This is a genomic window from Dietzia sp. IN118, assembly GCF_032905965.1.
GTDB lineage: Bacteria > Actinomycetota > Actinomycetes > Mycobacteriales > Mycobacteriaceae > Dietzia > Dietzia kunjamensis.
The window spans coordinates 2,924,736-2,937,350 of the sequence record NZ_JAUMSR010000001.1; the positions used below are offsets into that span (position 1 = coordinate 2,924,736).

The window sequence follows — 12,615 nt, forward strand, 5'->3', positions numbered from 1 at the left end:
CGGGTGCGCGGGGCGCCGGGGGGCGCCGGGCGCCGGGCCGGCCTGGCTTGGGGCGGGCCGGCGGAGGGGTCAGGTCAGCGGCCGGTGCCGGCGTAGACCTGCGCCTCCTCGTCGCCGCCCAGCTCGAACGCCTTGTGCAGCGCGCGGACACTGTCGGGCAACTCGTCCTCGCGGACCAGCGCCGAGATGCGGATCTCGGAGGTGGAGATGAGCTCGATGTTGATGCCGGCCTCGGACAGCGACTCGCAGAACGTCGCGGTGACGCCCGGGTGCGACTTCATGCCCGCGCCGACGAGGGAGACCTTGCCGACGTTGTCGTCGTAGAGCACCTGGTCGATACCCAGATCGTCCTTGGCCTGCGAGAGGACCTCAACGGCCTTGGCACCCACCTCGCGGGGGCAGGTGAAGGTGATGTCGGTCTTGCCCTCCGCCTTGGAGACGTTCTGCAGGACCATGTCGATGTTGATCTCGGCGTCGGCCACCACGCGGAAGATCTTGGCCGCGTACCCCGGCTGGTCGGGGATGCCGACGACCGTGATCTTGGCCTCCGAGGCGTCGTGAGCGACTCCGGTCAGGACTGCGTCTTCCACGGGGATGTCCTCCACTTTTCCGGCCACGAGCGTGCCCGGGTTGGTCGAATACGAAGAGCGGACGCGCAGCGGCACGTGATAGCGGCGGGCGAACTCCACACTGCGCAGGTTGAGGATCTTGGACCCGACGGCCGCCATCTCCAGCATCTCCTCGTACGAGATGGTGTCGAGCTTGCGGGCATCGGGCACGATCCGCGGGTCGGCGGTGTAGATGCCGTCCACGTCCGAGTAGATCTCGCACACGTCCGCACCCAGGGCCGAGGCCATAGCGACCGCGGTGGTGTCGGACCCGCCGCGACCCAGGGTCGTGACGTCGCGGGTCTCTCGGGACACCCCCTGGAAGCCCGCGACGAGGGCGATCTTGCCCTCGTCCAGCGCCTCACGGACGCGCCCCGGGGTGATGTCGATGATGCGGCTGTTGCCGTGCCTGGTCGTGGTGATGATCCCGGCCTGGGATCCGGTGAAGGAATAGGCCTCCATCCCGAACGAACTGATGGCCATCGCGAGCAGCGCGTTGGAGATGCGCTCCCCCGAGGTCAACAGCATGTCCATCTCGCGCTGCGGAGGCGAGGGACAGACCTGATCGGCCAGATCGAGTAGCTCGTCGGTCGTGTCGCCCATCGCCGAGGCCACGACCACGACGTCGTTGCCCGCCTTCTTGGTCTCCACGATCCGTTCGGCCACCCGACGGATTCGTTCTGCGGACTCCACGGAGGAGCCGCCGTACTTCTGCACTACGAGTGCCACGCGGTCACACCCTTCCGGTGTTGATCGGCTTACCGCAGACCTACTTTACGGGAGGTGTTTACTCATCAGGGATGAGTGAAATCTGGGCGGCAGTGATTCTCGCCCTCGCGTCCGCCCTCAGCCAGGCCTTCGGAACCGTCATGCGGCACCGATCCCCCCAGCGTGCGAAGGGTCGACACGAGGGTCACTTCAACGTGCTCGCGAGCCGGTACTGGTGGACCGGCATGGTCATCAGCCTCGCCGGATTCGCGTTCCAGGGCCTCGCGCTCGCGTTCGGATCGCTCATCCTCGTCCAGACGATCACCGTTCTCTCACTGACGTTCGCCCTCCCCCTCGGCGCCTGGGTCACCGGTCGGCGGGTCACCAAGACCGAACTCTTCTGGGGGTACGTCCTGACGGGATGCGTGATGGTGCTCGTCATCTACGGACGGCCCACCGGAGGAGACGCCCACCCGCCCTGGTGGCAGTGGGCACTCGCGTGCGCGGGCGGACTCCTCGTCGTCGTCGCCCTCCTCGGTGTCTCCCGCAACCGCCGCTCCAACGGCAACCGTGCCCTCCTGCTGGGCGTGGCCGGCGGCACCGCGTTCGCCTACGTCGCGCTGCTGACGAAGGGCGTCACCGAGCGGTTCCACGACGGAGGACTGCTCACCGTGGCCACGACCGGCGAGGTGTACGGCCTGGGGGTGGCTGCCGTCGCCGCGCTGACGCTGCAGCAGATGTCGTTCTCCGCCGGCGCGGTGCACCAGGCCGTGCCCGCCTCCACGGTCACCACCCCGGTCGTCTCGCTCGGCCTGGGCGTGGTGGTGCTGGGCGAGTGGTTCTCCGTCGACGGCGCCGCGCTGATGCTCCTGGGCGCCACCCTCACCGTGATGGTGCTCGCGACGGTGCGGCTCGCGCACAAGGAGGTCGACACGGCTCCGCCGATCCCCGACCACCGCGCGCCGAACCGCCGCGCCTCGGAGTGACGCGCCTCCGAGTAACGCCCCCGGTGCACGCCGCGACGTCCTCACCATGAGGACCCATGTCGAGCAGCCCGAGAACTCCCCACCATCGCCTAAGCTGAGCTTCATGCGCCTCACACGTCACAGTGGCCCCGTCCGTCCCGGCCGGTTGGCCGCCACGGTCGCCGCCATCGTCGGGACGGTCACTGCGTCGCTCGCGGTCGCGGCACCCACGGCCGGCGCGGTAGTGAACGGCGCCCCCTCCGGCCCCGCCCCGTGGGCCGTGCAGATCACCGTCTTCGACGGCGTCCTCGGCGCCCCGTGTACCGGCGTCGTCATCCACCCGCGCTGGGTGGCCACCGCCGCCCACTGCGGGCCGACGAACCCCGACGCGTACACCCTCGGATTCGGGAACCTCGCCACCGTGCCCGGGGGCTTCGGTTCGACCGCCCCACTGGCCAGCCCGAGAATCGTCGGCGCGTTCGGCTCCCTCGACACGGGCAGCCTCGGTCGTCACACCCCGGCCGCCGCCTACAAGGCCCCCGCCGGGGACTTCATGCTCCTCAAGCTCCGCCACCCCGCGCCGTCGCCGTCCGTGCGGCGCGCCGGCGTCGACCCCGCCCCCGGCGACGTCCTGCGCTTCCACGGTTTCGGCGAGACCGAACCCCTCGGGATGCGCTCACCCGTCCTGCGCACCGGACTGACCCGCCTCGAGCGGATCGAGGCGCGACCCGGTTCCCGCGTCGGCCACTCCCACACCCTCCAGGGCGGATTCTCGCCCGGCGACTCCGGCGGGCCCGTGTTCCGGGGCGACCGACTGGTGGGCGTCCACTCCGGCTCCGACCACGACCGCCGGCAGCCCGACGGCACCAACCCGGCCCGGTACGAATCGATCCCCGCCCAGAACGGCTGGATCGACTGGATGATCGCCAACCGATGACCCAGGGCAGTCGGCGATGCCGAACCCCCTCGATTTTTGCCACACTGGACAGATGACCCCGCCGGAGCTCGTCATCCGCCGCGCCGCGCGCGCGGATGTTGACCTCGTGCTGTCCGCGGGTGACCTGCTCAGCACCCCGCCCACCGCGGAATGGACCACGGACTTCCTCGACCGAGGTTCCAACCTGCTCGTGCTGGCGCTGCAGGACGAGGTGCCGGTGGGCATGCTCGTCGCGGTGGAGACCGGGCACCTCGGCGCCAGCCCCGACCTGTTCGTCTACGGGATCCGGGTCCGCGAGGACCTGCGCGGCATGGGCATCGCCCACCGACTCGTCGAGAAGGCGGTGGAGGTGGCCGAGGAGGCCGGCTGCAGCAAGGTGTGGGGGTCCATGCAGGTGCCCGACGACCTCACGCAGGACCCGCCGTCGGCACCGCCCGAAGGGACCACAGCCGAGTCCTCGACGTTCGTCATTCCGATTCCGTGACGTCCCGCGCAGATGTGTATGATGGCCCGCATGCAGCGCGTGCTCCTTCTTGGGTGCCGCGGCGGGGCCCGCTGAGGCGGACCGGCTCCCCGTCGCGGGATCTCGTCGCGCCGGTCCGATCCCTGCCGATCGCCCCCTAGGAAGTTGAGCCACTGCAATGAATCCCGCTGATGCCTTCGTCTCGTCGTCGTCGACCCTGACGCCCCCTTCCAAGCCCGGCCGCCCCGACCAGCCGTCGTGGAACAAACAGCGCGGCTCCTCGATGCCCGCGCACCGGTACCGGCCGTTCGCCGAGGAGGTCGAGGACGTCTCCCTGCCCGACCGCACCTGGCCGGACAAGATCATCACCCACGCCCCCCAGTGGTGCGCCGTGGACCTGCGCGACGGCAACCAGGCCCTGATCGACCCCATGAGCCCCGCGCGCAAGCGCCGCATGTTCGACCTGCTCGTCCGCATGGGCTACAAGGAGATCGAGGTCGGCTTCCCGTCCGCCTCGCAGACGGACTACGACTTCGTCCGCGAGATCATCGAGGACGCCGCGATCCCCTCCGACGTCACCATCCAGGTGCTGGTCCAGTGCCGCGAGGATCTCATCCGTCGCACGTTCGAGGCGTGCGAGGGCGCGTCCGACGTGATCGTGCACTTCTACAACTCGACGTCGATCCTGCAGCGCAAGGTGGTCTTCCGTAAGGACCGCGACGCCATCAAGAAGATCGCCACCGACGCCGCCGAGCTGGTCACCACGATCGCGCGCGACTACCCCGACACCAACTGGCGCTGGGAGTACTCGCCCGAGTCCTTCACCGGCACCGAGCTGGCGTTCTCCAAGGAGGTGTGCGACGCCGTCACCGAGGTCGTCGGCGCCACCCCCGAGAACCCGATCATCCTCAACCTGCCGGCGACCGTCGAGATGGCCACGCCCAACGTGTACGCCGACCAGATCGAGTGGATGCACCGCAACCTGGCGAACCGCGAGTCGACCATCCTGTCGCTGCACCCGCACAACGACCGCGGCACCGGCGTCGCCGCCGCCGAGCTGGGCTACCAGGCCGGCGCCGACCGCATCGAGGGCTGCCTGTTCGGCAACGGCGAGCGCACCGGCAACGTCTGCCTGGTGACGCTGGGCATGAACATGCTCACCCGCGGCGTCGACCCGCAGATCAACTTCTCCGACATGGACGAGATCCGCCGCACCGTCGAGTACGCCAACCAGCTGCGCGTGCCCGAGCGCCACCCCTACGGCGGCGACCTGGTCTTCACCGCGTTCTCCGGCTCGCACCAGGACGCCATCAACAAGGGCTTCGACGCCCTGCAGGCCGAGGCCGACACCCGCGGCGCGGACATCACCGACATCACGTGGGAGGTCCCCTACCTGCCCGTCGACCCCAAGGACGAGGGCCGCACCTACGAGGCCGTCATCCGCGTGAACTCGCAGTCCGGAAAGGGCGGCGTCGCCTACATCATGAAGAGCGACTACGGCCTGCAGCTGCCGCGGCGCCTGCAGATGGAGTTCTCCGCCCTGGTCCAGTCGGTCACCGACTCCGAGGGCGGCGAGGTCACCCCCAAGGCGATGTGGGACATCTTCTCGACGGAGTACCTGGACCGCGTCTCGCCCATGGAGCGCATGTCGCAGCACCTCGTCCCCGCCGAGACCGATGACGGCGAGGACGCCATCGAGGCCGTCATCAAGTGGAAGGGCGAGACCCGTGAGCTGGCCGGGTCCGGAAACGGACCCCTCGCCGCGTTCGTCGCCGCCCTGAACGAGATGTTCGACGACGAGGTACGCATCCTCGACTACTCGGAGCACGCGATGACCTCCGGGGATGACGCCACCGCGGCCGCGTACGTCGAGGTGCAGTTCGGTAACCGGGTCTTCTGGGGTGTCGGGCGGGCCGGTTCCATCACCACCGCCTCCCTCCGCGCCGTGGTCTCCGCCGTGAACCGCGCCTACGCCGATGAGGCCGAGGGCGCCGAGGCCGTCGGTTCGGTCGAGGGCGCCCGCACCTGGGCCCCCTGACCGGCTGACGTCGGCTGGGCCGGCGCGCCGGGTGGGCCCGCCCCCGGGCGGGTTGGGTGGGCCCGCCGCGCGGGTGGTGCCCGCCGCGCGGGTGGGGTGGGCCCGCCCTCCGGACATCGACAAGACCGTTCCGCGCACATCGCCCGAGAGGCTGCGTGCGGAACGGTCTTCTCGTCGCGCGTCGGGGCGCGCCCGAATCGTGGGGCAGCACAAGGCGTTTGGCCTCATCGCCCGGGCGGACGCCGCCACATCAGTCACATCACCCTCAGATATCCCTCCGGTAACGAGGGTCTCGATTCGGTCACGTCAAACGCGTAATGTAGCGGCGGGCCGTGCCGATAGGTATGGGTCGGCCCTTCGCAAACCTCAGTCTGGAGCCCGTATGTCCGTGACACGCCGTGGATTTCTCACAGCCGCATCCGTCGGCGTGGGCGTCGCCGTCGCCTCCACCGTCCGAGGTCCCGTCGCCGGGGCCAATCCCTTCACCACCGGCTCGCTCGGCGTGGCCCAGGACCTCATGCAATCGGTCTCGACCGGCAGCGGGATGATCCAGCCCAACGGCACTCTCGGCTACGTCGGCGTGACGTTCCCCAGTGCCGAGGAGATCGTCGGCCGGATCCGGTTCGCATTCCCCGACGGCTCGGTCGGCGACTGGCTCCCGCTCGAGGGGATGGACTCCGCCCCGGACGCCGGCAGCACGCCCGCCTCCGAACTCGTCGGCGCGCCCGATGGTGCCGTGGGGTACGAGGTCGACGCGCCCGCGGGCGCCGAGGCGACCGTGTTCGACGACGGCCGCGGCACCCCCGCAACTACAGCCTCGGCAGCGTCGGCCTGGCGGGCCTACCGGTCATCCCGCGCGCGGCGTGGGGTGCGGGCGATGTCGCGGGCTTCCGCTGGGCGCCCTCCTACTTCCCCGCGCAGTCCATCACGATCCACCACACCGCCTCCCCGGTCGGGCCGGACCGTGCGGCCAGCGTGCGGGCGATCTACAACTACCACGCCAACACCGTGGGCTGGGGCGACGTCGGGTACCACCTGCTCATCGACCCCGAGGGCCGGATCTACCAGGGCCGCGGCGGAACGCCCGTCGGCAACCCCGTCTTCCAGTTCCCGCCGGTCGCCGGGATCGCACCGCCGGTCGTCACCGGTGGCCACGTGGGCGGATTCAACAACGGCAACATCGGTATCAGCCTGCTCGGTGACTTCACCGGTGCACCGCCGACCTCGCGCGCGGTGGGCGCGGCCATCGACTGCGTGCGGGCGCTGTGCAACGCCACCGGCATCAACCCGCGCGCTGGCATCACCTACCGCAACCCGCAGGGCGGGGCCACCCGGCCGATGATGGCCGTGTCGGGCCACCGCGACTGGGGCGGGACCGCCTGCCCGGGCAACTCGTTCTACCCGCAGATGCAGTTCATCCGCGACCAGGCAGCCCGGGGCTGGGCCCCGACCGCCGTCTCCTCGGCGGCGTTCGGCTCCTGACCTGAACCGGGCGGCGCCGCCCGCCCCCCCCCGCGGCGTAGCCGTCGCCGCCGAGCAGAGGATTTCTACTGCATCGCCCGAGTAGCGGGTGCGCGAATTCCTCTGCTCGGCGGGCGCGGGCCGGGCCGGGCCGCCGCCGCTCAGTCGCGGGCGCGGCTGGGGACCAGCATGCCGAGCACCCAGTTGACCAGGCCGATCACGATCGCGCCGAAGAACGCCGCCCAGAACCCGCTCACCACGTACTCGGCCCCGAAGGGCTGGAACGTCGTGGTGATCCAGCCGGTGAGCATGAGCATCAGCGCGTTGACCACCAGCAGGAACAGGCCCAGGGTGAGGATCGTCAGCGGCAGCGACAGCAGCTGAACGATCGGTTTGATCACCGCGTTGACCAGCGTGAACACCACCGCGACCACGAGCAGCGCCGTGATGGTGGGGACGTTCACCTCGTTCTCGATGTCGCCGGCGCCAGAGGCTGCGGCCCCGGAGATCTCGTGCAGGGTGATGCCCGGCACGATCAGCGTCGCCACCCACAGGGCGACGGCGTTGACGATCAGCCGCAATATCAGCGCCATCGAATGGTCAGCTCCTCACGTACTCGTCGGCCACGTCGAGTGCGCGGTCGAAGATGTCGAGGCCCTCGTTGGCCTCGTCCGGGGTGATGATGCACGGCGGCACCACGTGGAATCGGTTGTAGTTCATGAACAGCAGCAGGCCGTCGGACTTTGCCTTACCGAACGTGCGGGCCATCGCCTCCGATGATCCACCGTAGGGCGCGAGGGGCTCGCGTGTCTCGCGGTCGGCCACCATCTCCACGGCCCAGAACACGCCGAGGCCGCGGACCTCGCCGATCGACGGGTGCTTTTCGGCGAGCTCGCGCAGGCGCGGGCCGATGACGTCCTCGCCGATCATCTTCGCGTTCTCGACGATCTTCTCGTCGCGCATGAGGTTGATCGTCGCGACCACGGAGGCGCAGGCCAGCGGGTGCCCGGCGTAGGTCAGGCCACCGGTGTAGGGCGTGGTCTCGAAGGAGGCGGCGATGCGGTCGTGCAGGATGACGCCGCCGAGCGGGACGTAGCCCGAGTTGGAGCCCTTGGCGAAGGTGATGAGATCGGGCGCCCAGTCGTCGTCGCCGGAGCGGAAGTGGTCCAGGGCGAGCCACTCGCCGGTGCGGCCGAAGCCGGACATGACCTCGTCGCAGATCATGACGATCCCGTACTTGTCGCAGATCTCGCGCACACCGCGCAGGTAGTCGGCCGGCGGCACCATGATGCCGACCGTGCCGGGCACCGACTCGATGATGAGGGCGGCGAAGTGGTCGGGGCCCTCGAGGCCGATGAGCGAGTCGAGGTGCTCGAGCGCCCGGTCGCATTCCTGCTTGTCGTTCTCGGCGTAGAACTGCGAGCGGTAAAGGAACGGGGCGTGGAAGTGCACGGCGCCGGTGTTGCCCATGTCGTTGGCCCAGCGGCGGGTGTCACCGGTGAGGTTCATCGAGGTGGTGGTGGCGCCGTGGTAGCTGCGGAACGCCGACAGGGTCTTGTGGCGGCCGGTGTGGCGGCGGGCCATGCGGACGGCGTGCTCGACGGCCTCGGTGCCGGCGTTGGTGAAGAACACGCGGTTCATCCCGGCGGGCGCGACCTCGGCGACCAGGCGAGCCGCCTCGGCGCGGGCGGCGTTGGCGTGTGCCGGATTGATGGTGCACAGCTCGGCGGCCTGGTCCTGGATGGCCTTGACGACCACCGGGTGCTGGTGGCCGATGTTGGTGTTGACCAGCTGCGAGGTGAAGTCGAGCAGCCGGTTGCCGTCCCCGTCGGTGAGGTGGCAGCCCTCGGCCGCGGTGACGACCATCGGGTCGCTCGAGCCCCAGGCCGACCACGGGGTCAGGACGTGGGCGCGTTCCTTCTCGTAGACCTCACGGGCGGCGGCGTTCTGGGGTGCGGGCACTTGCGGTACTCCTGTGGTCGACGACGGTGGCCGTCGCCCATCATGTCAGTTCCGCCGCGCCGCCTCGGACCAGCGCCCCACGATGCGGAACGAGGGGGTCTGGAGGCACGGAACGCGGGCGCCGAGCAGCGCGGAACGCGGGGGTCAGAAGAGCGCCCCCTGCGCGCTGTCCACGGCCTGGGCCCCGGCGACGGGCCGCCCGGGGGCGACGGCGGCGAGCATCTCCTCGAACCGCGCGTACGGCACCAACTCGAGCCCCTTCTTGCGGGCGAACGCGGTCCGACCGCGCACGGCGCCGGGTGCGTCGCACACTGCGAGGGACGTGCGGGACGAGATGCGGTCGGCGACGTAGAGACCGGAGTCGACGACGAGGCCGGCGATCTCCTCCGGATCGCGGTCCACGTCCTGGGTGAAGACCACCTCCATGCCCTGCACCAGCCCGCCGCCGCGCTTGAGCCGCCCGGCCGGCCGCCACAGCCTGGGGGCGGCGAGGGCCTCCGCCCACACCGTGGACACGAGGTACCCGGTCTCGGGATGCGCCACCATCGCGTCGAGTTCGCGTACCTTCGGCTGCACGTCCTTGCCCCTGGCCACCTCGAGCAGTCCGGCGAACACCCCGGCCAACACGAGGGCGTCATCGTGGGCGTCGTGCGCGGCCCGCTGTTCCACCCCGAAGTGCGCGGCGAGCGTCGACAGTTTGAGGTCGGCGGTGGACAGGTGCAGCCGACCGGCGAAGTCCAGGGTGCACAGGAACCGCTCGAGCGGCGCCGGGAGACCTGCCCGGCGGGCCTCGGCCGCGAGGAACGACGCGTCGAAGGCGGCGTTGTGGGCGACGACCGTCCTCCCGTCGAGCACCCGGTCCAACTCGGCGGCCACGTCCGGGAAGCGTGGTTTGCCCGCGAGGAGTGCCGGGGTGAGGCCGTGCACGTGGACCGGCCCCGGGTCGACGCCCGGATTGAGCAGGGTCGTGAACTCCTCGACCACCTCGCCGTCGTCGTCGATCACCACCGCGGCCACCGACAACACACGGTCGACCGCCGGCGTCATCCCCGACGTCTCGACGTCCACCACCACCCAACCTGCCATGCCCACCATCGTCCCAGACCCCTCCGACATCCCGGCCGTCACCGTCGCAGGTCACGGCGTTCACACCGTGGTGAACACCGCGAGCGGCCGCTACGCGCTGGGCGGTGCGGTGCGGTTCTGAGGCGGCCGTGCTGCCCGGGCGCCGCGCTGCCTAGACTCTGCGGCATGAGTTCCCGCGCGATCACCGCACTCACCCCCCGCGGCCGGGTGGCCGTGGCCGTCTCCCGGCTGGCGACCTGGGCGTCCCGGGTGTCGGGGCGCGGGTCGGGCGGGATGATCGGCGGCCTGGTGGCGCTGAAGCTCGATCCGGGCCTCATGCGCCAGCTCGCGGCGGGCCGGCGGACCGTGCTGGTCACGGGGACCAACGGCAAGTCGACGACGACGAGGATGGTCGCCTCCGCCCTGTCGACCGTGGGCCGGGTCGCCTCGAACGCGAACGGCGACAACATGGACGCCGGGATCGTGTCCGCTCTCGGGGCCGACCGGGTGGCCGGGTTGGCCGCCATCGAGGTCGACGAGCTCCACACGCCCGCGGTCGCGGAGAACACGGCGCCCGAGGCGATCGTCCTGCTCAACCTCAGCCGCGATCAGCTGGACAGGGTCGGGGAGATCAACGCCATCGAGCGCCGGCTGCGCGCCGGGGTGGCCGCGCAGCCGCAGGCGACGGTGGTGGCGAACTGCGACGACGTGATGATCACCTCCGTGGCGTACGACAACCCGTCCGTGGTCTGGGTGGCCGCAGGGTCCGCGTGGGCGGGCGACTCGGTGAGCTGCCCGCGCACCGGCGAACCCATCTCGCGGACAGTGGACTCCACCGGGGCCGTGCGGTGGCGGTCCGAGGGCACGCTGCCCGACGGCCGGACGTTCGAGCGGCCCGAACCGGACTGGTGGGTCGACGACGAGGCCATCCACGGGCCCGACGGGTTCAGCGCCCCCATGAGTCTGGCCATCCCGGGGCGGGCCAACCGGGGCAACGCCGCGCAGGCCGTCGCCGCCGCCGTGGCGATGGGCGTCGACCCCGCCGCCGCCGTCCGGGCGGTGGAGCAGGTCGACGACGTGGCCGGGCGCTACTCGACCGTCGACGTGGACGGGCGGGCCGCCCACCTGCTGCTGGCCAAGAACCCGGCCGGCTGGCAGGAGGCGCTCGGCATGATCGACCCCTCCGCCGACGGCCTGGTGATCGCGGTCAACGGGCAGGTCGCCGACGGCGTGGACCTGTCGTGGTTGTGGGACGTGCGCTTCGAGAGCTTCGAGGGCGTGACCGTGTACGCCTCGGGCGAGCGCGCCGCCGACCTGTCGGTGCGGCTGAGTTACGCCGGGGTCGAGCACCAGCTGGAGCCGGACCCGCTGACCGCGATCCGCCGCTGCCCACCCGGGCGCGTGGAGGTGCTGGCCAACTACACCGCGTTCCGCGATCTGGGGCGGGCGATCGCCGCTGTCGGGCCCCGCACCGGGGCCGGGGCCGACCGGAAGGAGCAGCAGCGATGAGCGAGCAGAACACTGGCGCGGAGATCCCCGGCGCGGGCGGTTCCGGGACGAATCCCGACCCGCGCAACGCCGGGGGCCGCGACGCCGGCGCCTCGGCCTCACCGCTGGACACCGTCGCCGCGGATTCGGCCCGGCCCTCCGAGTCGACCGTGCGGATCGGCCTGGTCCTGCCGGACGTCATGGGGACGTACGGCGACGACGGCAACTCGTTGGTCCTGCGCCAGCGCCTGAGGTGGCGCGGATACGACGCCGAGATCGTGCGGATCACCCTGGAGGACGAGGTCCCGGACTCGTGCGACCTCTACACCGTGGGCGGTGGCGAGGACGCGGCGCAGAAGCTCGCGTCCCGGCACCTGACCGCGTCGCCGGGGTTGCAGCGAGCGGTGGAGCGCGACGCGCCGGTCCTGGCGATCTGTGCCGGGATGCAGGTGTTCGGCGAGTGGTTCGTGGTCTCTGACGGATCCCGTGCGCCCGGCCTCGGCCTGCTGGACGTCACCACGACGCCGCAGGCCTCCCGCTCGATCGGCGAGTTGGTGGTCGCGCCGCAGGTCGCGGGCCTGACGCAGCCGCTGACGGGCTTCGAGAACCACATGGGCGCCACCGTCCTGGGCCCGGACGCCGCCCCCCTGGGCCGCGTGACCTCCGGGGTCGGCAACGGCGTCCCGGCCGGGCAGCAGGTCCCGGCCGGCGGGCTGGTCGAGGGCGTGGTGCAGGGGTCGATCATCGCCACCTACATGCACGGGCCGGCGCTGGCCCGCAATCCCGAGCTGGCCGACCTGCTGCTGTGCCGCGCGCTGGGTGTGGACTCGCTGCCGCCGGTCGAGGTCCCCGCGGTGGCGCAGCTGCGCCGCGAACGGATCGCGGCCGCTCGCCGCTGAGCCGTCCGCCGGTCCGCTCGC

The 12,615-nt window shown here is 71.1% G+C and carries 12 protein-coding genes; 8 read left to right on the forward strand and 4 right to left on the reverse strand.

The window, feature by feature from the left end:
* Positions 1 to 74: 74 nt before the first annotated feature.
* Entirely contained in the window at positions 75 to 1,337 is a 1,263-nt protein-coding gene (locus Q2K20_RS13995) for an aspartate kinase (RefSeq protein WP_067714585.1), read from the reverse strand.
* A gap of 71 nt (positions 1,338 to 1,408) precedes the next feature.
* Here Q2K20_RS13995 and Q2K20_RS14000 point away from each other — a divergent pair, with 71 nt between their 5' ends.
* From Q2K20_RS14000 to Q2K20_RS14020, 5 genes are all read left to right on the forward strand, one after another.
* Positions 1,409 to 2,302 (forward strand): DMT family transporter, encoded by an 894-nt coding sequence (locus Q2K20_RS14000; RefSeq protein ID WP_269528880.1) that lies wholly within the window; start codon positions 1,409 to 1,411, stop codon positions 2,300 to 2,302.
* Between the two features lie 103 nt (positions 2,303 to 2,405).
* Positions 2,406 to 3,218, forward strand: a complete 813-nt coding sequence (locus Q2K20_RS14005; protein WP_119193251.1) for a S1 family peptidase — start codon at positions 2,406 to 2,408, stop codon at positions 3,216 to 3,218.
* Between the two features lie 52 nt (positions 3,219 to 3,270).
* A complete protein-coding gene (locus Q2K20_RS14010; RefSeq protein ID WP_119193250.1) occupies positions 3,271 to 3,702 on the forward strand; it encodes a GNAT family N-acetyltransferase in 432 nt (143 codons plus the stop codon).
* Between the two features lie 157 nt (positions 3,703 to 3,859).
* Positions 3,860 to 5,719: a 2-isopropylmalate synthase gene (gene leuA / locus Q2K20_RS14015; protein WP_119193249.1), complete on the forward strand. Its 1,860-nt coding sequence runs from the start codon at positions 3,860 to 3,862 to the stop codon at positions 5,717 to 5,719.
* Between the two features lie 930 nt (positions 5,720 to 6,649).
* Complete coding sequence (locus Q2K20_RS14020) at positions 6,650 to 7,201, forward strand: peptidoglycan recognition family protein (protein ID WP_410494225.1); 552 nt, start codon at positions 6,650 to 6,652, stop codon at positions 7,199 to 7,201.
* Positions 7,202 to 7,341: 140 nt separating this feature from the next.
* Here Q2K20_RS14020 and Q2K20_RS14025 read toward each other — a convergent pair whose 3' ends face one another.
* The 3 genes from Q2K20_RS14025 to Q2K20_RS14035 form a co-directional block, all read right to left on the reverse strand.
* Positions 7,342 to 7,773, reverse strand: coding sequence for a phage holin family protein (locus Q2K20_RS14025; RefSeq protein ID WP_069389444.1), 432 nt, complete (start codon positions 7,771 to 7,773; stop codon positions 7,342 to 7,344).
* A 7-nt stretch (positions 7,774 to 7,780) separates the two neighbouring features.
* Positions 7,781 to 9,142, reverse strand: coding sequence for an aspartate aminotransferase family protein (locus Q2K20_RS14030; protein ID WP_067714604.1), 1,362 nt, complete (start codon positions 9,140 to 9,142; stop codon positions 7,781 to 7,783).
* 144 nt (positions 9,143 to 9,286) lie between these two features.
* Entirely contained in the window at positions 9,287 to 10,228 is a 942-nt protein-coding gene (locus Q2K20_RS14035) for an exonuclease domain-containing protein (protein WP_069389446.1), read from the reverse strand.
* On the opposite strand from Q2K20_RS14035, the gene Q2K20_RS14040 reads away from it, so the two are divergent.
* The 3 genes from Q2K20_RS14040 to Q2K20_RS14050 are packed head-to-tail and all read left to right on the forward strand — an operon-like array spanning position 10,227 to position 12,594.
* Entirely contained in the window at positions 10,227 to 10,349 is a 123-nt protein-coding gene (locus Q2K20_RS14040; RefSeq protein WP_256385628.1) for a hypothetical protein, read from the forward strand. The two genes, Q2K20_RS14035 and Q2K20_RS14040, sit on opposite strands and share 2 nt — an antisense overlap.
* A 44-nt stretch (positions 10,350 to 10,393) precedes the next feature.
* Entirely contained in the window at positions 10,394 to 11,716 is a 1,323-nt protein-coding gene (locus Q2K20_RS14045; RefSeq protein ID WP_301162886.1) for a MurT ligase domain-containing protein, read from the forward strand.
* Positions 11,713 to 12,594 carry a type 1 glutamine amidotransferase gene (locus Q2K20_RS14050; protein WP_301162885.1) on the forward strand — a complete coding sequence of 294 codons (882 nt, stop codon included), beginning with the start codon at positions 11,713 to 11,715 and terminating at the stop codon, positions 12,592 to 12,594. Before Q2K20_RS14045 ends, Q2K20_RS14050 begins: the two co-directional genes overlap by 4 nt.
* The last annotated feature ends 21 nt before the right edge of the window (positions 12,595 to 12,615 follow it).